Origin of the sequence: Bradyrhizobium sp. SBR1B (genome assembly GCF_014198205.1) — a bacterium.
Taxonomy (GTDB): Bacteria; Pseudomonadota; Alphaproteobacteria; order Rhizobiales; family Xanthobacteraceae; genus Bradyrhizobium.
This window is the reverse complement of record NZ_JACIHC010000002.1, coordinates 637,789-657,124: the sequence shown is the minus strand read 5'-3', so window position 1 is coordinate 657,124 and position 19,336 is coordinate 637,789. Positions and strand designations below refer to the sequence as shown.

At 64.9% G+C, this 19,336-nt stretch carries 17 protein-coding genes; 7 read left to right on the top strand and 10 right to left on the bottom strand.

Going from position 1 to position 19,336, the window contains the following annotated elements; genetic code table 11:
• Positions 1–180: 180 nt before the first annotated feature.
• The 5 genes from GGD61_RS07785 to GGD61_RS07765 form a co-directional block, all read right to left on the bottom strand.
• A complete protein-coding gene (locus tag GGD61_RS07785; RefSeq protein WP_183230473.1) occupies positions 181–666 on the bottom strand; it encodes an ATP F0F1 synthase subunit B in 486 nt (161 codons plus the stop codon).
• 5 nt (positions 667–671) lie between these two features.
• Positions 672–1,238 (bottom strand): F0F1 ATP synthase subunit B', encoded by a 567-nt coding sequence (locus GGD61_RS07780; protein WP_018316340.1) that lies wholly within the window; start codon positions 1,236–1,238, stop codon positions 672–674.
• A gap of 65 nt (positions 1,239–1,303) precedes the next feature.
• On the bottom strand, positions 1,304–1,534 hold the full coding sequence (locus GGD61_RS07775) for a F0F1 ATP synthase subunit C (RefSeq protein WP_007599451.1): 231 nt from the start codon (positions 1,532–1,534) through the stop codon (positions 1,304–1,306).
• Between the two features lie 53 nt (positions 1,535–1,587).
• The gene (locus tag GGD61_RS07770; protein ID WP_018316339.1) at positions 1,588–2,337 is read right to left on the bottom strand and encodes a F0F1 ATP synthase subunit A; all 750 of its coding nucleotides are present in this window, start codon (positions 2,335–2,337) and stop codon (positions 1,588–1,590) included.
• A gap of 112 nt (positions 2,338–2,449) precedes the next feature.
• On the bottom strand, positions 2,450–2,824 hold the full coding sequence (locus GGD61_RS07765; protein WP_018316338.1) for an AtpZ/AtpI family protein: 375 nt from the start codon (positions 2,822–2,824) through the stop codon (positions 2,450–2,452).
• A 359-nt stretch (positions 2,825–3,183) separates the two neighbouring features.
• On the opposite strand from GGD61_RS07765, the gene GGD61_RS07760 reads away from it, so the two are divergent.
• Both GGD61_RS07760 and GGD61_RS07755 read left to right on the top strand, forming a co-directional pair.
• Entirely contained in the window at positions 3,184–3,705 is a 522-nt protein-coding gene (locus tag GGD61_RS07760; RefSeq protein ID WP_092255995.1) for a hypothetical protein, read from the top strand.
• 160 nt (positions 3,706–3,865) lie between these two features.
• Entirely contained in the window at positions 3,866–4,339 is a 474-nt protein-coding gene (locus GGD61_RS07755) for a secondary thiamine-phosphate synthase enzyme YjbQ (RefSeq protein WP_092255810.1), read from the top strand.
• A 76-nt stretch (positions 4,340–4,415) separates the two neighbouring features.
• Here GGD61_RS07755 and GGD61_RS07750 read toward each other — a convergent pair whose 3' ends face one another.
• A complete protein-coding gene (locus GGD61_RS07750; RefSeq protein ID WP_018316335.1) occupies positions 4,416–6,041 on the bottom strand; it encodes an MFS transporter in 1,626 nt (541 codons plus the stop codon).
• A 337-nt stretch (positions 6,042–6,378) separates the two neighbouring features.
• Here GGD61_RS07750 and GGD61_RS07745 point away from each other — a divergent pair, with 337 nt between their 5' ends.
• Positions 6,379–7,050: a response regulator transcription factor gene (locus tag GGD61_RS07745; protein WP_018316334.1), complete on the top strand. Its 672-nt coding sequence runs from the start codon at positions 6,379–6,381 to the stop codon at positions 7,048–7,050.
• Positions 7,051–7,055: 5 nt separating this feature from the next.
• On the opposite strand, the gene GGD61_RS07740 is transcribed toward GGD61_RS07745, so the two are convergent.
• Positions 7,056–9,917: a tetratricopeptide repeat protein gene (locus GGD61_RS07740; protein WP_092255807.1), complete on the bottom strand. Its 2,862-nt coding sequence runs from the start codon at positions 9,915–9,917 to the stop codon at positions 7,056–7,058.
• Positions 9,918–10,115: 198 nt separating this feature from the next.
• Between GGD61_RS07740 and GGD61_RS07735 the strand changes: the two genes are divergently transcribed.
• The 3 genes from GGD61_RS07735 to GGD61_RS07725 all read left to right on the top strand — a co-directional run bounded on the left by GGD61_RS07735 (position 10,116) and on the right by GGD61_RS07725 (position 12,233).
• Complete coding sequence (locus GGD61_RS07735) at positions 10,116–10,535, top strand: organic hydroperoxide resistance protein (protein ID WP_092255805.1); 420 nt, start codon at positions 10,116–10,118, stop codon at positions 10,533–10,535.
• Between the two features lie 37 nt (positions 10,536–10,572).
• Positions 10,573–11,601 (top strand): alpha/beta fold hydrolase, encoded by a 1,029-nt coding sequence (locus tag GGD61_RS07730; protein WP_183230472.1) that lies wholly within the window; start codon positions 10,573–10,575, stop codon positions 11,599–11,601.
• Positions 11,602–11,672: 71 nt separating this feature from the next.
• The gene (locus tag GGD61_RS07725) at positions 11,673–12,233 is read left to right on the top strand and encodes a cytochrome P460 family protein (protein WP_092255799.1); all 561 of its coding nucleotides are present in this window, start codon (positions 11,673–11,675) and stop codon (positions 12,231–12,233) included.
• Positions 12,234–12,270: 37 nt separating this feature from the next.
• Here the strand turns inward: GGD61_RS07725 and GGD61_RS07720 are convergent, their stop codons facing one another.
• Both GGD61_RS07720 and hemA read right to left on the bottom strand, forming a co-directional pair.
• Complete coding sequence (locus tag GGD61_RS07720) at positions 12,271–15,780, bottom strand: PAS domain-containing hybrid sensor histidine kinase/response regulator (protein ID WP_183230517.1); 3,510 nt, start codon at positions 15,778–15,780, stop codon at positions 12,271–12,273.
• Positions 15,781–16,100: 320 nt separating this feature from the next.
• On the bottom strand, positions 16,101–17,330 hold the full coding sequence (hemA, locus tag GGD61_RS07715) for a 5-aminolevulinate synthase (protein WP_018316328.1): 1,230 nt from the start codon (positions 17,328–17,330) through the stop codon (positions 16,101–16,103).
• Between the two features lie 340 nt (positions 17,331–17,670).
• Between hemA and aroQ the strand changes: the two genes are divergently transcribed.
• Positions 17,671–18,102, top strand: coding sequence for a type II 3-dehydroquinate dehydratase (gene aroQ, locus GGD61_RS07710; RefSeq protein ID WP_092255796.1), 432 nt, complete (start codon positions 17,671–17,673; stop codon positions 18,100–18,102).
• Positions 18,103–18,136: 34 nt separating this feature from the next.
• On the opposite strand, the gene GGD61_RS07705 is transcribed toward aroQ, so the two are convergent.
• Positions 18,137–19,198, bottom strand: a complete 1,062-nt coding sequence (locus GGD61_RS07705) for an MBL fold metallo-hydrolase (RefSeq protein WP_092255793.1) — start codon at positions 19,196–19,198, stop codon at positions 18,137–18,139.
• Between the last annotated feature and the right edge of the window lie 138 nt (positions 19,199–19,336).

Here is a 19,336-nt window from a genome sequence, read left to right as displayed (position 1 = left end):
CATGCTCCGCGCAGGCGGGGCATCCAGTACGCCGCGGCTTCTCCGTATCTCATTGCTGTCTCTGGAATACTGGATCACCCGCTTTCGCGGGTGATGACACGGTATTTGTGGATTGCGGTGTCGCAAACAAAAAAGCCGGCGCTCATCGCGCCGGCTTTTTGATTACTGAAGGCAAAACCCTCAGTTCAGCTTCTGGCGAACCTCGGTGATGCCCTTGGCGAGCAGATCGTCGGCGACCTGGCCCTTGACCGACTGCGACAGGATCGTGGAGGCGGCCTGGACGGCGGCTTCCGCGGCTGCGGCGCGGACATCGGCGAGTGCCTGGGCCTCGGCGAGCGCGATCTTGCTCTCCGCGGTCTTGGTCCGGCGGGCGACGAAGTCTTCCATCTTCGCCTTGGCGTCGGCCGCGGTGCGCTCGGCTTCGGCCTTGGCGTTGGCGATGATGTCGGCAGCTTCGCGCTCGGCCGTGGCGCTGCGTGCCTTGTAGTCGGCGAGCACCTTGGCCGCTTCCTGCTTGAGGCGCGTCGCGTCGTCGAGCTCGGCCTTGATGCGGGCGGCACGATGATCCAGCGCCGTCATCGCCGACTTGAAGACCCCGAGATAGGCGAACACGACCATCAGGATCACGAAGGCGATGGCGACCCAGGTTTCAGGATCGAAGAACATCTCGACTAACCTTTCAGGGACGCATCGACCGCGGCATTGACCGACGCGGCGTCGGGAACGACGCCGGTAAGCTGCTGCACGATCTGGCCTGCCGCATCGGCCGCGATGCCGCGGACGTTGCTCATGGCGGTGGCGCGGGTCGAGGCGATGGTCTTCTCCGCCCCGGCGAGCTTGGCCGCCAATTGTTCTTCCAGCGTCTTGCGCTCGGCTTCCGCCTGCGCATTCGCCTTGTCGCGGGATTCGTTGCCGATGGCCTGTGCCCGCGTGCGCGCCGAAGCGAGCTCGGTTTCATAGGCCTTCAGCGCCGCCTCGGACTGGTCCTTCAGCTTCTGCGCCTCGGCGAGGTCACCCTCGATCTTGTTCTGACGCGCCTCGATCGCACCGCCGACCTTCGGCAGAGCGAGCTTGGACACGATCACGTAAAGCAGGACGAAGAAGATCGCGAGCGACACCAGCTGTGAAGCGTAGTTGCTGCTCTCGAACGGCGGAAAACCGCCACCGTGGTGACCACCGTCAGCCTCGGTGTGAGCGCCCGCCGCCGGACCTTTTGCGCCGCCATGACTTTCAGCCACGGAGTTCTCCTGTTGCAGTCACACGCGCCGTCCCAATGGATGGAACGGCGCGAAAAACGTCGTCCTCAGAGCGGAACGAACAGCAGCAGCAGCGCGATCAGCAGCGAGAAAATGCCGAGCGCTTCGGTCACGGCGAAGCCGAAGATCAGGTTGCCGAACTGGCCCTGAGCGGCCGAGGGGTTGCGAACGGCTGCGGCGAGGTAGTTGCCGAAGATCACGCCGACGCCGACGCCCGCGCCGCCCATGCCGATGCATGCGATGCCCGCGCCGATAAGTTTTGCTGCTGCCGGATCCATTTTAGACTCCTTGGAAGAAAGATTGGGTTGTGGGTGGAAATTCCCCGGACCGCTCAGTGTCCCGGATGAATGGCGTCGTTGAGGTAGATGCAGGTCAGGATCGCAAACACATAGGCTTGCAGGAACGCGACCAGAATCTCGAGCGCGTACAGCGCGACCGTGAGAGCCAGCGGCAGCACGCCGCCGACCCAGCCCAGCGCCCCGAGCGAGAAGCCGAGCATGGCGACGAAGCCCGCGAACACCTTCAGCGCGATGTGGCCGGCCAGCATGTTGGCGAACAGACGGACGCTGTGGGAGACCGGCCGCAGGAAGAACGACAGGATCTCGATGAACATCACCAGCGGCAGGATGTAGCCGGGGACGCCGTGGGGCACGAAGATCGAGAAGAACTTCAGGCCGTTCTTGGCGACGCCGTAGATCAGGACGGTGAAGAAGACCAGAAGCGCGAGCGCCGCGGTGACGATCAGATGGCTCGACACCGTGAAGGTATAGGGGATGATGCCGACCAGGTTCGAGACGCAAATGAACATGAACAGCGAGAAGATCAGCGGGAAGAACTTCATGCCTTCCGCGCCGGCCGTCGAACGGATGGTCGAGGCGACGAATTCGTAGGAGATTTCGGCGACCGATTGCAGGCGCCCGGGAACCAGCTGCGTGCCGCTGGCGAGCATCAGGATCGAGATCACCGCCACCGCCACCAGCATGTAGAGCGACGAATTGGTGAAGGCGATCGTGTGATTGCCGATATGGCCCAGGGTGAAGAGAGGCTCGATGTTGAACTGGTGGATCGGGTCGATTTTCATCAGCGCGGCATCTCTTGGTCTGCCGGGCAATGCCGGCGGGTCTCGGTCTGCCGGCCGGGCCGGCCCGTACCGGCAAGGCCGGCACGATCATTCCTGTCCTGGTGCGGATCGGCTAAGACCCACCGCGCCTGTTTTGACCCGCACCCGCCGTTCTCACCACATTCACCACGCCGGCGACGAAGCCCAGCAACAGGAACACGATAAATCCGAAAGGCGACGTCGACAGCAAGCGGTCGAAACCCCAGCCAATCCCCGCTCCGACAACGACCCCGGCGATCAACTCGGAGGATAACCGGAAACCAAGCGCCATCGCCGAAGCTCTGGCCGCTCTGTCCTCACCGTCACCTGCGGGTTGCTCGGTCTTGATTCGTCGGTCCCGGAATTCGGACAACCGCTGATCAAGATTTCCGAGCCGTTCGGAAAGCGCAGCTTCCTCGGACGATCTATCGCGATCCCCATTCTCGCCGTGTCCCGTGCCCTGTGTCATGCAACGAAGACCCGAAACGCCGCGGCTGAATGGAAATTGCGCCCGCCACCCTCAAAAGCCGCGCGGACCATACTGATGGCCCATAATCAAGTCAAGCCAAGTCACGATTGCGTCGCTTTCGTTTACGTAGCTGATTTATTTGATGATATTGGCGCGCACGGCAGCGCTGCACACAGCGTGACGCCGCACCGCAGCAGCAAGCCTCAGGATCGGCGAAGGCGGCCGCCCTTTCGCCACGCTGCCGGGATCGAACACGCCGCCGCGATCGTTGATAAGGGTGCGTGTTTTGGGCGGCGGATCGCCTCACCGGGGTGTAGAATTTGCGAGAGGGCCACCAGCACGCCGTGGCGGAGATCGCGATGAGACCAGTGACGTCATCCACAACATCATGGCTTGCGCTGGCGGCGTTCGCCGCCGCGGTGGCGATCGCCGGCGACCTCGAGGCCGCGCAATCCGCGCCCGACAGCGAGAACGGCCGCTACAGCATGACGCCCATCCCCGAGGGCGTGCTGCGGCTCGACACGCGCACCGGCACGGTATCGACCTGCACCAAGAACGGCGCCGGCTGGGCCTGTTACGCGGTGCCCGACGAACGGACCGCGCTCGACGCCGAGATCGGCCGGCTCCAGGCCGAGGTCGAAAGGCTGCAGGGACAGCTCGCGGCCGGGCCGACGGTGTCCGGCAAGATCGACGAGGCGCTGCCGAAATCCGACCCGCTGAAGAAAGCGGAGCCCAAGGCCGCCGAGGGCGAGCGCAAGATCGAGATCCCGCTGCCGAGCGACCAGGACGTCGACCGCGTGATGTCGTTTCTGGAAAAGGCCTGGCGGCGGCTGATCGACATGGCCAACCGCGTCCAGAAGGACGTGTCGGGGAAGATTTGAGGACCCCTTCGCGCCATCCATGCGTTGAGGTGCCGTAGGGTGGGCAAAGGCGTTCTTACGCCGTGCCCACCATGGTTCTAAGGCAATGAGGAAAGACGTGGGCACGGCGCGTTGCGCCTTTGCCCACCCTACGGCAGTATTCGATTAGTCGAGACCCTTCATGACATCAACCAGATCAGTCACCCGCTCGGCGCCATCGTCGGTGCAAGCCGACACCATCGCATCGTCATTGCTGACCGTGCAGACATCGGGTCACGGCTTCACCGATCTGACGAGCGAGGCTGCAAAATTCATCGCCGAGGTTCACGCGCGCGACGGCGCGCTGACGCTGTTCATCCGCCATACCTCGGCCTCGCTGACGATCCAGGAGAACGCCGATCCCTCCGTGCTGGTCGATCTCACCACGGCACTGTCCCGGCTGGCGCCGGAGAATGCCGGCTGGACCCACGACGCCGAAGGACCGGACGACATGCCGGCACATATCAAGACGATGCTGACCGGGGCCTCGCTTCAGGTCCCGGTCCTGAGCGGCAGGCTTGCCCTCGGCACCTGGCAGGCGATCTATTTGATCGAGCACCGCAAGCGCCCGCACCGGCGCGAGGTGGTGCTGCAATTCGTCGGCAGCAATCAATAAAGCAATTTTAGTGCTCAAACAAAACCGGCCGCGGATCGCTCCGCGGCCGGTTCGTTGTACTTATCGCTGCTTTCGATCAGGTCGCCTTGATGTCGACGTCCTTGGTCTCGGGCAGGAAGAAGAAGCCGATCACGACGGTAATCGAGGCGAAGATGATCGGGTACCAGAGGCCGGCATAGATGTCGCCCGTCGAGGCCACGATGGCAAAGGCGGTCGCCGGCAGCAGGCCGCCGAACCAGCCGTTACCAATGTGGTAGGGTAGCGACATCGAGGTGTAGCGGATGCGGGTCGGGAACAGTTCGACCAGCATCGCCGCGATCGGGCCGTACACCATGGTGACGAACAGCACCAGGATGAACAGCAGGCCGATGATCGCCGCCACCTGCGGACGGAAGATGTCGAACGGATGGGACATCTTCACGATGCCCGCATCGCCGGCCTTCGGATAGCCGGCCGCCTGCACCGCGGCGAGCACTGCCGGGTTGCTGTCCTTGGCGCTCGTGTAGGGCACTTCCTTACCATTGACGACGACCTTCACACCCGAGCCGGCTGCGCCAGACGTGGTCGAGTACTTGACCGACGACTGCGACAGGTAGGCACGTGCGGTGTCGCAAGGTGCGGTGAAGACACGGGTGCCGACCGGGTTGAACAGGTCGCCGCAACCCGCGGGATCCGCCACCACGTCGACCTTGACCGATTCGATCGCCTTTTCCAGCGCCGGGTTGGCATTGGTGGTGATCATCTTGAAAATCGGGAAGAAGGTCAGCGCCGCGATCAGACAGCCGCCGAGGATGATCGGCTTGCGGCCGATCTTGTCGGACAGCATGCCGAACACGATGAAGAAGCCGGTGCCGAGCAGCAGCGACCAGGCGATCAGCAGGTTGGCGGTGTAGCCGTCGACCTTCAGGATCGATTGCAGGAAGAACAGCGCGTAGAACTGACCGGTGTACCAGACGACGCCCTGGCCCATCACGCCGCCAAGCAGCGCGAGCAGCACCAGCTTGCCGTTCTGCCAGTTGCCGAAGGCTTCGGTCAGCGGCGCCTTCGAGCTCTTGCCCTCGTCCTTCATCTTCTGGAAGATCGGGGATTCATTGAGGCGAAGCCGGATCCAGACCGAGATGCCGAGCAGCAGCACCGAGACTAGGAACGGGATGCGCCAGCCCCACTTCGCGAAATCGGCCTCGCCGAGGGCGCTACGGGTGAACAGGATCACCAGTAGCGACAGGAACAGGCCGAGCGTCGCGGTGGTCTGAATGAAGGAGGTGTAGTAGCCGCGCTTGCCGTTCGGAGCATGCTCCGCGACATAAGTGGCCGCGCCGCCATACTCACCGCCGAGCGCCAGGCCCTGGGCGAGGCGCAGCGCGATCAGGATGATCGGAGCCGCGATGCCGATGGTCGCCGCGTTCGGCAGCAGGCCGACGATGAAGGTCGACAGACCCATGATCAGGATGGTGACGAGGAAGGTGTATTTGCGGCCGACGATGTCGCCGACGCGGCCGAACACGATCGCGCCGAACGGACGCACCAGGAAGCCGGCGGCGAAGGCCAGCAGCGCGAAGATGTCGCGGGTGGCTGGCGGGTAATCCGAGAAGAACTGCACGCCGATGATCGAAGCCAGCGAGCCGTAGAGGTAGAAATCGTACCACTCGAAGACGGTACCGAGCGAGGAGGCGAGAATGACGAACCGTTCGTCCTTCGTCATCCCTCCCGCGCCTGCTTGAGACACAGCCATTGTCGACATATTGAGTCGCTCCCCGAATTGCGTTTCCTCGCACCCCAGACGTCCGGACATGCCGGATCAACCCAGGTCTTGCCTGCAAGGTAACATCGGCGTGAAACCCGCCCCAATACGACTTTCGGCCTTGCGCACTGACGCGTAGCTGACGCCGGTATCAGGCACCGGCGCGCCGCCACGTAGGCTTCCGGATTAACCCCTTTGCAGCAAAGGGATAATGTGCACTTGCATGCCACGGCCGCTCGGGGAAGAATTGACAGACCCGGGATCTGTCCGCCGGCCCGCGAACGACAGCAAGAGAACGATGAACGCTCCCTCGACCCATCTCGTCATCGCCGATGACCATCCTCTTTTCCGCGACGCGCTGCGACAGGCGGTGGCCGGCGTCCTGACCTCGGCCAGGATCGACGAGGCCGGATCGTTCGAGGATCTGACCAAGCTCCTGGAACAGACCTCGGATGTCGACCTGATCCTGCTCGACCTCTCGATGCCCGGGATCTCAGGCTTTTCCGGCCTGATCTATCTGCGTGCGCAATATCCGGCGATCCCGGTGGTGATCGTCTCGGCGTCCGACGACAGCGCCACGATCCGCCGCTCGCTCGATTTCGGCGCCTCCGGCTTCATTCCCAAGCGATTCGGCGTCGAGACCCTGCGCGACGCCATCCTCAAGGTGATGGAGGGCGACGTCTGGGTTCCCGCCGATACCGATCTGTCGGCTGCGGCCGATCCCGACATGACGCGCCTGCGCGACCGTCTGGTGACGCTGACGCCGCAGCAGGTCCGGGTCCTGATGATGCTGTCGGAGGGCCTCCTCAACAAGCAGATCGCCTATGAGCTCGGGGTCTCCGAGGCCACCATCAAGGCACATGTCTCGGCGATCCTGCAAAAGCTCGGCGTCGAAAGCCGCACCCAGGCGGTGATCGCCGCCGCCAAGATCGCCGGCGGCCAGTGGAAGCAGGGCACGCCGACGGGGTGAGCCCGCTACAGCGTCTTCAGGAGCGCATCGGCGGCCCTGATATCTTCAGTCTCGGAACCTGCAGCGAAACCTTCGCGTGCCGATTGAAGTAATCGCCTGGCTTCCTTGGCGCGGCGCCGGTGGGCAAGAAGCTGCGCCAGATCGATTGCCGCGCGCAGTTCCCACGCTTTGGCACCCTTGTCGCGGCTGAGTTCCAGCGCCTGCACGAGGCAGGCCTCCGCTTCCTCGATTTGCGGCTCGGGCAGGTGCGACAGCACCTTGCCCTTCATGCGCAACAGCTCGGGCATATAGAGGTGATCGCCGCTCTGCGCGACGAGGCGGATGGCGTCGTCGATCAGCTGTGCGCTCTGCGCGATCTGGCCGAGCGCTATCAATCCCTGAACCAGCGCGATGTTGAACGTCGTGGTCAGCAGCTCGTAGCGGGCATCGTGGAGCTCACGCAGGCAAGTCCTGATCGTCTCGACGCCAACTGCGGCATCGCCGCGCCGGATCGCCAGCTCGCCTTTGACGCCGCGGCCGACGGCGAGATAAGGCCCCATCGAGCGCGACGTCGCATGCGCGATGAAGCGGTCGATGTTCGCGTTCGCACCGTCGAGGTCTCCGCTCCAGAGATCGATTGCGACCGTCCAGATCAGCGCAATGCAGAGCGTGATCGGGTGATCCATCTGCGCGGCCTCGGTGACCGTCTGTCGCGCCAGTTGCAGCGCATCCGCGGGGCGGCCCTGCAACCAGAGCTCGCGAGCCAGCGTGATGCCGGCCCGATTGCGATGATCGAAGCCGTGGACGGTGCTGATTCGCTCCGTGCCCGGTCCCCGCCATGCGACCTCCAGCATCTCGAGCGCGTCGCGATGCCGGCCTGCCAGATGCAAGGAGACGCCGAGGAGGGAATGGGCGAGGGCGATTGAGGCGGAATCGCCCAGCGACCTCGCGACCCCGAGGCTCTGCTGCGCATAGCCGAGCGCGGCGTCGAACTCTCCCATCCGCTCGTGAAAGATATGCATCCGGCCGAGCAGCTGGAGCTGGTTGATTTCGTCGCCACGCGCTTCGGCGATCGCAAGGCTCCGGCTCAAGGCGCTGCGCGCCGCTTCGCTGCCGCCGCGGGTGAACATCAAGGTCAGTCCGAGGGCGGCCTGGATGTGCATTTCCTCGGCGCTGCCGCGCGAGGAGGGGTCCATCGCCAGCAGCGCCCGCTCCGACCAGCGCCGGCATTCGATCAACAAGGACATCGCCAGGAAGATCGGCGCCGCGGCGGCGGCGAGCGCAATGCCGATGCCGAGATCACCGCCCGCCCCGAAGCACCAGTCGAGCGCGGCGCGCACATTGTGAAGCGCGGAGAAGTGAGCAGCTCGCTCGTCCGCGCTCGGCACGGCGGCCCATGTCATGCCGGCCTGTTCCAGCCATCGCCGGTAGTACGTCGCGTGGCGGGCGGCGAGAGCCGCGTCATCGGGCTCGATCTCGAGCAGATAAGCGCGCGTCGTGTCGAGCAGGCGGTAGCGCATCATGGCGCCGATGGGGCGCGGCGCGACCATCGATTTGGCCACGAGACTGTCGACGGCGTCGAACAGGCGGGCCTGGTCGACGCGCTCGTCCGGCACGACCTCGAGCGCCGCATCGATGGTGAAATGCCCGGCGAAGACCGCAAGCCTGCGCAGCACGAGGCGTTCGAGATCCGACAGCAGTCCGTAGCTCCAGTCGAGCGTGGCCTGCAATGTCTTCTGCCGGGGCGGCGCCGTTCGCTGGCCTTGCCAGAGCAGATTGAGGCGCTCGTCGAGCAGTGCGGCCGTCTGCTCCAGGCCGTAGGCTTCGACCCGGCCGGCGGCGAGTTCGATCGCCAGCGCCATGCCGTCGAGCTTGCGGCAGATCCTCGCGATGATCGCGGCATTGGCGTCATCGAGACTGATCTGCGCGCCGCTGGCCGTGGCACGTTCGAGGAATAGTTGCAGCGCCGGATAGGTCTGCGCTGCGGCGACCGTCAGTCCGGAGCCGTCGGGCGGAACGGCAAGCGGCGCCAATCGATAGACCTGCTCGCCCTCGACGCGCAGGGCCTCGCGACTGGTCGCGAGGATATGGACATGTGGCGCGGCCTGGAAGATGTCCGCCGCCAGCGGCGCGGCGGTCGCGATGACGTGCTCGCAATTGTCGAGAACCAGCAGCATCCGCTTGTCCCTGACATGCGCGAGCAGCGCGGGCAGGGGATCGTCGGTCTCGGCCGGCAAGCCCAGCATCAGCAGGATCGAGGTGATCACGAGATCGGGATCACTGAGCGCGGCGAGATCAACAAAGTGCGCGGCGTCGGAGAAAGTCTCGAGCAAGTCGTGGGCGATCGCCACTGCGACCGCCGTCTTGCCGACGCCGCCGGGGCCGGCGATCGTGACAAAGCGCGAGGCGATGAGCTTGTCGGAAACAGTGGCGATCTCATCGTCGCGCCCGACCATCCGCTGTAGCCGGTTCGGCAGTTTCACCGGCGGCAATTCCAGCCGCGGCGTGGGGCGCTGGGCTGCCGCAATGCCTGTTTGCGAAACCGGCGCTGCGAGTTGCGAGATCGGCGCCACGAAACAATAGCCGCGGCCGGAGAGCGTCGTGATGTAGCGGGCGCCGTCCTTGCCGTCGCCGAGCGCCTTGCGCAGCGTTGCGACGTGAAAGCGCAGATTGGCCTCTTCGACGGTGACGCCGGGCCACACCAGCGCCATCAGGTCCCATTTGCCGACGACCTGGTTCGGTCGCGACATCAGCGCCATCAGCGTGTCGAACGCTTTCGCGCCCAGCGGCAACGCGACGCCATCGCGCGTCACGAGCCTTTCATGCGGCGTCACGGAGAATGGCCCGAACGATAAAGTTCCCGCTGCGGTGCCGGCCGGCTCTGTCATGGCAAATCTCGGGTCCCTTCGACAGGACCCGATAGCCAGATGATCGCGATCCGGCAAGGCCGTCGCTGCATCGGCATCAGGCCGCGGGTGCAGGCCTTGTTAAGCGCGCGAGGTCTGACCTCACAACTTCTCACAACTCCCAACGGGTGTCCTGCACCAGCCACTGCTAGTCAGTTGCGGAACGGAAAGGACAGCTTCATGACGCAGGCGGCAAAAATACTTTACACGGCCAAGACCCACACCAGCGGCGGCCGAGGCGACGGCATATCGCGCAGCTCCGATGGCCGCCTCGACGTCAAGCTGTCGCCGCCGGGCGCCGCAGGCATCGGCACCAATCCCGAGCAATTGTTCGCCGCCGGCTGGTCGGCCTGCTTCGAAGGCGCGATGGAGATCGCGGCGCGCAAGCGGAAGATCGAGCTTCCCAGGAAATGCGCGATCGATGCGGAAATCGATCTCATGCTCGACGAGGGCGCCTATTCGCTCCGGGCGCGCCTCAATGTCAGCCTGCCGGGCCTCGACCCCGAGATCGCACGCGGCATCATCGATGATGCGCATCAGACCTGCCCCTATTCCAAGGCCGTTCGCGGCAACGTCGACGTCACGGTCGCGCTGATCTGACGCGCCATCACCAACCATCAAGAAAGGTAGCACCACCATGAAGCAGATCATCGATCAGCATCGCCGCCAGTTCCTTGGCGTCGCCGCCGGAACCGTCGCCGTCGGCCTCGGCGTGATCGAACTCGCGCGCGCTGAGACCGAAGCGCCGAAATCGTCCGCATCGACTGCGTCCTTCGGGGCGATCAAGCAGATCGATGCCGGCGTCCTCAATGTCGGGTATGCGGAGGCGGGTCCTTCGAACGGTCCCGTGGCGATCCTGCTGCACGGCTGGCCCTACGACATTCACGCCTTCGTCGACGTCGCGCCGATCCTGGCCAAGGCCGGCTATCGCGTGATCATCCCTCACTTGCGCGGCTACGGCACGACGCGTTTCCTTTCCAGCGAGACGCCGCGCAACGGCGAGCCTGCCGCGATGGCGGACGACATCATCGCGCTGATGGATAAGCTTGAGATCAAGAAGGCTGTTATCGCCGGCTTCGATTGGGGCGCGCGCACCGCCGATATCATCGCCGCGCTGTGGCCGGAGCGCTGCCGCGCGCTGGTGTCGGTCAGCGGCTATCTGATCTCCAGCCAGGCCGCCGGCAACGCGCCGTTGCCGCCGTCCGCCGAGCTGCAATGGTGGTACCAGTTCTATTTCGCGACCGAGCGCGGCCGTGCCGGATACGAGAAGTACACGCATGATTTCGCCAAGCTGATCTGGAAGCTCGCCTCACCGCAATGGAAGTTCGACGACGCCACCTTCAATCGAAGTGCGGCGGCGCTGGACAACAAGGATCATGTCGCGATCACGATCCACAACTACCGCTGGCGACTCGGGCTCGCCCAGGGCGAAGCGAAATACGAGCATCTCGAAAAGAAGCTGGCGGCGGCTCCCGTCATCGACGTGCCGACGATCACGATGGAGGGCGACGCCAACGGCGCGCCGCATCCCGACCCGAGCGCCTATGCCAAGAAGTTCTCGGGCCGATACGAGTTTCGCCTGATCACCGGCGGCATCGGCCACAATTTGCCGCAGGAAGCGCCGCAAGCCTTTGCCAAGGCCGTCATCGACGCCGACGGCGCCTGAGCATTCATGCGTGCCTCGGTCCAGCGTGGCTGGGCCGGGGATGTACCGCGATCCCAGCTTGAAGAAACGTCATGCCATTTATCGAACCTGAAAAGAATGAGCGATCCTACGTCACGGTGATCACGCTGGCCGTGCTTCTTCTGGTCGTTCTGCTGACTTGCGTGCCCTATCTGGTCTCGATCGCTCTTGCCGAGGGGCCTGCGCAAAACGCGGCAGACGCCTCGCCGATCTTCGGCATCACGATTCCGCCCGGTTACAAGCAGTGGGAGCTGATCGCGCCGGCCGAAGAAGCCGCGCCGCTCGACGAGCTTCGCGCCGTCGTTGGCAACCAGACCGCAATCGATGCGTATCAGGCCGGCAAGCTCCCATTCCCTGATGGCACCATCCTGGTCAAGCGCGCCTGGAAGCGGAAGCAGTCGCCGGAGTTCGCGTCCGCGACAATTCCTGGTGCCGCTACCACGGTCCAGGTGATGGTCAAGGATTCCAAAAAATACGCGGCGACGGGCGGCTGGGGCTTCGGCCGTTTCATCAACGGCAAGCCGGTCGACGAGGCCCAGCACCGCACTTGCTGGGGCTGTCACGAAGCTCGCGCCAAGAGTCGGGACTACGTCTTCACGCGGCTGGCGCCCTGAATTGTGCAAGCGTGCCGGCCGTCGCCAGCAAGCCGCTTCACTCCGCCGCCACCATCTGCTGCGTGCGCCACTGACCGAGCAGGGCGCGGAGCGAGGCCGGCTTGACCGGCTTGTTCAGCACCGCGACCTTCTCGTCGCGCGCAGCGACCTGCACGGCGGGGCTGCGGTCGGCAGTTATCAGGATCGCCGGGATGCCGTCGCCGAAACGGCGGCGGATCTCGCGGATCGCGGCAATGCCGTTGCCGCGGTCGAGATGATAGTCGACCAGGAGGCCGGTGACGCGCCGTCCCGCCGTCTCGATGGCGGCGATCGCGCCTTCGGGATCGGCGACCGCGATCACTTCGGCGTCCCAGGCCTTCAGCAACGTGCGCATGCCATCGAGGATCGCCGCGTCATTCTCGATACAGACGATCAGGGCGCCTGAAATCGGCGTGCGCGCCAGCGGCGTCGCGCTGGTCACCGCGGCGGTGTGGGTGATCGCTTTCGCCGTCGGCACCGTCACGGAGAATACCGAGCCGCCGCTCCTGTTGCCGTCGATGGCGATGCCGTGCTTGAGCACGCGCGCCAGGCGTTCGACGATCGACAGGCCGAGCCCCAGCCCGCGCGCGATCCGCGCGCCCTGCTCGAGGCGGTGGAATTCCTTGAAGATCTCGCCGCGCTTGACCGGCGGGATGCCGACGCCGGTGTCGTAGACGCAGATCTTGAGCGAAGGGCCTTGCCGGCGACAGCCGACCAGGACGCGGCCGCGCGGGGTGTATTTGATCGCGTTCGAGATCAAATTCTGCAGCAGGCGCCGCAGCAGCAGCCGGTCCGATTCGACCGGCAGCGAGCACGGCACGAAGGTGAGCTCCAGGTTCTTGGCACGCGCGATCGGCGCGAACTCGATCTCCAGCGAGCGCATCAGATCGGCCATCTTGAAGCTCGAGGTCGAGGTCGTCATCGCGCCGGCGTCCAGCCGCGAGATGTCGAGCAGCGCGCCGAGGATCTCCTCGATCGCCTGCAGCGATTCGTCGATGTTCTCGACCAGCCGCGTCTCCTCGCCGCTGTGCTGGCGCTCGACCAGGCTCGTGACATAGAGCCGCGCCGCGTTCAGCGGCTGGAGAATGTCGTGGCTGGCGGCGGCGAGGAAGCGCGTCTTGGAGATGCTGGCGTCTTCCGCCGCGCTCTTGGCCAGCGCCAGCTCGGAGTTCAGCCGCGTCAGTTCCTCGGTGCGGTCGCGCACGCGCTTTTCCAGTGTCGCGTTGGCGCGTTCGAGCGCTTCCGCCGCCTCGAAGGTTGGCGTGACATCGGTGAAGGTGATGACGAAGCCGCCGCCGGGCATGCGATTGGTGAGCACCTCGATCACCATGTGGCGTTCCGGCAGGCGTTCGAGATATGGCTCGCTGTCGGTGGTGTAGGCGGCGAGGCGCCGCTCCAGCATGGCCTCGCGCTCGACCGGGTCGTCCGGATCGCTCACGCCGATGAATTCCAGGATATCGCGCAGCGGCTCGCCGAACTGGACGATATGCGGGGGCACGTTGAGGAGATCGCCGAACTGCCGGTTGGAGCAGATCAGCTGCAGATCGGCATCGAACACGGCGATGCCCTGGCGCACGTGGTTGAGCGCGGTCTGCAGGATCTCGCGGTTGAAATGCAGGGCCGCGTGGGAGTCGTCGAGCAGCTTGAGTGCAGCCTTGGCCGAGACCGTGCGCTTGCGCAGCAGCAGCGACATCACGAGACGCGAGGAGGCAGCTCCAATCGAGGAGGCGATCAGATGCTCGGCATGCTGTAACAGCTCGAAATCGGCGGGCGCTCCCGTCTCCAGACGAACGTTGCGCCGTGCGGAGAACGCCTCGAAGGAATGCCGGGCGCGGTCGGGTCCGAGATATTGCGCCACAGTGGTCTGGATGTCCTGCACGGTGACGGTGGTGCGCCAGCGGCGGAAGCTCGGTGAGATCGGCGCGAGCGTATTGGGCACGAACAGATCGGCCTGCAGCAGCTCGATCGACGAGGGCCTTCGTGCCAGCGACAGCAGCACATAGGTCAGGATGTTGAGCGACAGGGACCAGATCACGCCGTGCATCAAGGAAGGCAGATCGGCGCCGAACAGCGCCTGCGGCCGCAGCGCCTCGATGCCGAAGGGGCCATGCTGGAGCAGCAGGATGCCTGATGTCGAGGTATCCATGAAGCTCGGGATGAACAGTGTGTAGAGCCACACCACGAAGCCGACCAGCATGCCGCCGATGGCTCCGCGCGCGGTCGCGCGCCGCCACAGCAGCCCGCCGAAGAAGCTCGGCGCAAGCTGCGCGATGGCGGCAAAGGAGAGCAGGCCGATCGCCACGAGCTGGGTATTGCCGAGCGCGCGATAGTAGAAATAGGCCATCACCATGATGGCGAAGATCGCAAGCCGCCGCGAGCGCAGCAGGAAGTCGCTGAAATCCGCGCCGCCGGCGCGTCCTTCCGGCCGCCGTTGCAACACCAGCGGCACCACGAGGTCGTTCGAGACCATGATGGAGAGTGCGACGCATTCGACGATCACCATCGCGGTCGCCGCCGACAGGCCGCCGACGAAAATGGCGACGCTGAGAAGCCCCGCACCGCCCTCCATCGGCAGTGCCAGCACGTACATGTCAGGGTCGGCCGCGCCGAACGGGAAGGTGACGAGGCCGGCGAGCGCGATCGGGATCACGAACAGATTGATGGCGACGAGGTAGAGCGGGAACAGCCAGCGCGCGCGGCCGACCTCGGCATCCGAGGAGTTCTCGACCACACTGACGTGGAACTGGCGCGGCAGCAGCATGATGGCGCAAAGCGACAGCAGCGTCATGGTGAGGAAGTTGCCGATCGACGGCGAATAGTTGATGGCGCGCACCGCCTCCGGCGTCTTCATGGCGCGCTCGATCAGTTCGTGCGGCGAGAACATCCAGAATGTGACGAAGATGCCGGCGGCGAGGAAGGCGACCAGCTTGATGATGGATTCGGTCGCGATCGCCAGCATCAGGCCGTGCTGGTGCTCGGTCGCGTCGGTCTGCCGCGTGCCGAACAGCACGGCGAAGGCCGCCATCGCCAGCGTCACCATCAGCGCGACGTCGCCGACGATCGGGATGTGGGAGAAGGCCTGGTCTTCGCTCAGGATGGTTTCGAGCGAGGAGGCGACCGCCTTGAGCTGGAGCGCGATGTAGGGCACCGAGCCGATGATCGCGATCAGTGCGACGGTGGCCGCCACCGCCTGGCTCTTGCCATAGCGGGCCCCGATGAAGTCGGCGATCGACGTGATGTTGTGGGTTTTCGCGAGCTGGATCACGCGGCGCAATACGCCGGCGCCTAACCCGATCATCAGGATCGGGCCGACATAGATGGCGAGGAAGTCGGTCGAGGCGCGGGTGGCGAAGCCGACCGAGCCGAAGAAGGTCCAGGAGGTGCAGTAGATCGCCAGCGAGAGCGGATAGATCAGCCCGGAGGCACGGCCGCGCCCGGCCGGCGAGCGGCGATCGCCATGGCTCGCCACCAGGAACAGGAAGCCGATATAGCCGAAGGCGGCGGCGATCACGCCCCAATCGTGCAGCATGGCGAGCGCGCTTCTCGAAAGGGCGCCGGCGGCGCCCGAGCTCATTTTCCCAGTAATTCTAGCGCGTTGGACGGGGCGAGGCGACAGCGAAATGCCGCGCGGCGGTGGGAACTGGGGTTGTCGTTAAGTCGTAGGGCGAGCTGCTTGCTCTCACCCTCCCTTGGAGGGGGAGGGTCGATCGCGCGAAGCGCGAGCGGGGTGGGGTGATCTATCCACTCGGGCACGGTTGGATGAGGAGACACCGTCACCCCACCCCGGCCCACATTTCGCTGCGCTCAATGTGAGCCGACCCTCCCCCTCCAGGGGAGGGTAAGACAGACCTACTCCGCCGCGAGCGACTTCTGGCGCAGCGGCAGACCCAGGCGCTCCCACACTTGCAGTAGGGCCTCGGCGAGTTGATCGATCAGGCCATCGTCGTGATAGGGCGAAGGCGTGATGCGCAGCCGCTCGCTGCCCTTGGCGACCGTCGGATAGTTGATGGGCTGGATGTAGATGCCGTGCTCCTCGAGCAGGAGGTCGGACGCCTGCTTGCACTTCTCGGGATCGCCGACGAACAGCGGCACGATGTGGGTGTCGCTCGACATCACAGGCAGGCCGGCGGCGTTGAGGATCGCCTTGACGCGGGCGGCACGGTCCTGGTGGCGCTCGCGCTCCCAGTTCGAGGTCTTCAGGTGCTTGATCGCGGCGGTCGCAGCCGAGCAGATCGCCGGCGGCAGCGCGGTGGTGAAGATGAAGCCCGGTGCATAGGAGCGCACGGCGTCGATGATCTGGCCGTTGGCGGCGATGTAGCCGCCGAGGCAGCCGAAGGCTTTCGCCAGCGTGCCTTCGAGGATGTCGATGCGGTGCATGACGCCGTCACGCTCGGCGATGCCGCCGCCGCGCGGGCCGTACATGCCGACCGCGTGGACTTCGTCGACATAGGTCATCGCGTCGTACTTCTCGGCGAGATCGCAGATCTTGGCGAGCGGTGCGACGTCGCCGTCCATGGAATAGAGGCTCTCGCAGACGATCAGCTTCGGCCTATTCGGGCCGGCCGCTTTCAACAGCTCCTCGAGATGCGCAAGGTCGTTGTGCCGGAACACGACCCGCTCGCAGCCGGACTGGCGGATGCCCTCGATCATCGAATTGTGGTTGAGCTCGTCCGACAGGATCAGGCAATTCGGAATGAGTTTTGCGATGGTCGGGATGCCGGTCTGGTTCGAGACATAGCCCGAGGTGAACAGTAGCGCGGCTTCTTTGCCATGGAGATCGGCGAGCTCGGCCTCGAGCTGCACCAGCGGGTGATGCGTGCCGGCGATGTTGCGGGTGCCGCCGGCGCCGGTGCCGACGCGCGTCGCAGTCTCGACCATGGCGCCGACCACTTTCGGATGCTGGCCCATGCCGAGATAATCGTTCGAGCACCAGATCACGACGTCGCGCTTGCCCTTGGGCGAGTGCCAGACCGCGTGCGGGAATCGGCCGGCCGTGCGCTCCAGGTCGGCGAACACGCGGTAGCGCCGCTCGGAATGGAGACGATCGAGGGCGGTATCGAAGAACTGGTTGTAATCCATCGGCAAAACCTGCAACGGAACCCGGCCACGGCGGCCGCTCATTTTTAGAGCTTTTCCAGCTCCAATGTCCATGCGCCCGCACACATTTGTGACGAGGCGCGCGGGTCCATTGATAGCGGCGTATCGCCGGCGATAGTTGATGTGGATCAAACGCCTAACGCTGGCCCGTCCGCACGGCCAAGGCTTCGGGGAAAGCCGGGGACCGTTGCCGCCGGCTTGGACATTTTGTCCATGGGGCGCGCTCCGTCCATGATTGCTGAGCTGGTCGCGCCGATGTCGTAGCCTTTGCCTTGGCGAGGCGCGGATCGGCTCGCCAGCAGCTCATGCGAAAGGACGCCCGATGAAGCGAGTCATGATTCTGAACGGTCCCAACCTCAATATGCTCGGCATCCGCGAGCCGCACATCTACGGCACGACGACGCTCGCAGAGGTCAACGCGAGCTGCGAGGCGGCCGCCGCATCGCTCGGGCTCAAGCTCGCCTTCCACCAATCCAACCATGAAGGCGTGCTGGTCGACCTGATCCAGTCGGCGCGGCAGGACGCCGATGCAATCATCATCAATCCGGCCGGATTTTCCTTCACCTCGGTCGCGATCATGGACGCGATCAAGACGTTCGAAGGGCCGGTGCTGGAAGTCCACATCTCCAACATCCACGCCCGCGATGAATATCACCGCCACTCCAAGATCTCGTTCGTGGCGACCGGCGTGATCTGTGGCCTCGGACCGTTCGGCTACATCGCGGCGCTGCATGCAATCGCGAATATGAAGTGAGATGCCGCCACAAGCCCGGCCATGACGAAGTGACTCACGTCGTCGTGAACTGCAGCACTCCGTCCTTCGTCTCGGCCGTCAACCGGCCCTCGACGATCATGTAGTTGACGTGGGCGACCAGCTCGCCGGCGGCAAAGCCCATCTGGTGCTCGTCGAGCACATGCTTGTTGAACACGACGGGCACCAGGGCGCGCGAGGTCTGTGGCACCTCGCGGCAGGCTTCCGCGATCAGGCGGCAGCGCTCTTCATGGTGGTCGGCGAGCTGCTTGATGCGGGTCTTCAATCCGTAGAACGGCACGCCGTGGCCGGGCAGCACCAGGACGTCATAGGGCAGCGTCGTGGTGAGGCTGGCGAGTGAAGCCAGATATTCGCCGAGCGAGTTCTGGTCGGGCTCGACCGCCCAGACGCTGACATTGGGCGAGATCTTGCTCAGCACCTGGTCGGCGGAGAGGAACAGCTTGTCGTCGGCGCAATACAGCATCACCTGGTCGAGCGCGTGGCCGCCGCCGGTGATCACCTTGAAGCGGCGCGTGCCGATCACGACGTCCTCGCCATGGGAGATGCGGCGGTAGGAGGGCGGCAGCACCGAAACGCGCTTGAGATAATCCTGGCCGCGGCCGAGCAGCTTTTCGGTGAGCGACTCGTCCATGCCGTGGCGGCGGAAGAACAGCCGCTGCGCTTCCTGCCGCTCCGCGGTGCCGCGGTTCTGGTGATAGACCGATTGCAGATATTCGACCTGCGACATCACCAGCGGGCAGTTGAACCGCTCGACGACCCAGCCGGCAAGGCCGACATGGTCAGGGTGGGAGTGCGTGACGATCAGGCGCGTGATGTGGACGCCCTTCAGCGGCCCGTCGAATAGCTTGGTCCAGGCCTCGATCGTCTCCTCGTTGCCGAAGCCGGTATCCACCATCGCATAACCGTCGCCGTCGGCGAGCAGGTAGATGTTCACATGGTTGAGGCGGAACGGCAGCTTCAGCCGCACCCACAACACGCCGGGCCTGATCTCCACGACCTCGTCGTGGCCGGGGTGCTGTTCCCAGGGGTAGCGCAGGGCTTCGGCCGAGGACTGTGCGGTGTCGGTTTTTGCGTTCATGCATTATCGGTACCCGCACATACGGCGGGACGCCAGCCGAAAAAGGACCGTCCGTGGTCTCCGCATGGCGGACATACCGGGCGGCGTTTTTCCGCGTCCCGGTCGTGACCGTAAAAAACGTCGTCATTCCGGGGCGCG

Coding starts and splice junctions, on each gene's coding strand:
- GGD61_RS07745 (WP_018316334.1), top strand. CDS start 6,379: ATGAACGCTCCCTCGACCCATCTCGTCATCGCCGATGACCATCCTCTT.
- GGD61_RS07750 (WP_018316335.1), bottom strand. CDS start 6,041: ATGACGAAGGACGAACGGTTCGTCATTCTCGCCTCCTCGCTCGGTACC.
- GGD61_RS07755 (WP_092255810.1), top strand. CDS start 3,866: ATGACATCAACCAGATCAGTCACCCGCTCGGCGCCATCGTCGGTGCAA.
- GGD61_RS07725 (WP_092255799.1), top strand. CDS start 11,673: ATGCCATTTATCGAACCTGAAAAGAATGAGCGATCCTACGTCACGGTG.
- aroQ (WP_092255796.1), top strand. CDS start 17,671: ATGAAGCGAGTCATGATTCTGAACGGTCCCAACCTCAATATGCTCGGC.
- GGD61_RS07775 (WP_007599451.1), bottom strand. CDS start 1,534: ATGGATCCGGCAGCAGCAAAACTTATCGGCGCGGGCATCGCATGCATC.
- GGD61_RS07770 (WP_018316339.1), bottom strand. CDS start 2,337: ATGAAAATCGACCCGATCCACCAGTTCAACATCGAGCCTCTCTTCACC.
- GGD61_RS07705 (WP_092255793.1), bottom strand. CDS start 19,198: ATGAACGCAAAAACCGACACCGCACAGTCCTCGGCCGAAGCCCTGCGC.
- GGD61_RS07785 (WP_183230473.1), bottom strand. CDS start 666: ATGTTCTTCGATCCTGAAACCTGGGTCGCCATCGCCTTCGTGATCCTG.
- hemA (WP_018316328.1), bottom strand. CDS start 17,330: ATGGATTACAACCAGTTCTTCGATACCGCCCTCGATCGTCTCCATTCC.
- GGD61_RS07720 (WP_183230517.1), bottom strand. CDS start 15,780: ATGCTGCACGATTGGGGCGTGATCGCCGCCGCCTTCGGCTATATCGGC.
- GGD61_RS07735 (WP_092255805.1), top strand. CDS start 10,116: ATGACGCAGGCGGCAAAAATACTTTACACGGCCAAGACCCACACCAGC.
- GGD61_RS07730 (WP_183230472.1), top strand. CDS start 10,573: ATGAAGCAGATCATCGATCAGCATCGCCGCCAGTTCCTTGGCGTCGCC.
- GGD61_RS07740 (WP_092255807.1), bottom strand. CDS start 9,917: ATGACAGAGCCGGCCGGCACCGCAGCGGGAACTTTATCGTTCGGGCCA.
- GGD61_RS07765 (WP_018316338.1), bottom strand. CDS start 2,824: ATGACACAGGGCACGGGACACGGCGAGAATGGGGATCGCGATAGATCG.
- GGD61_RS07760 (WP_092255995.1), top strand. CDS start 3,184: ATGAGACCAGTGACGTCATCCACAACATCATGGCTTGCGCTGGCGGCG.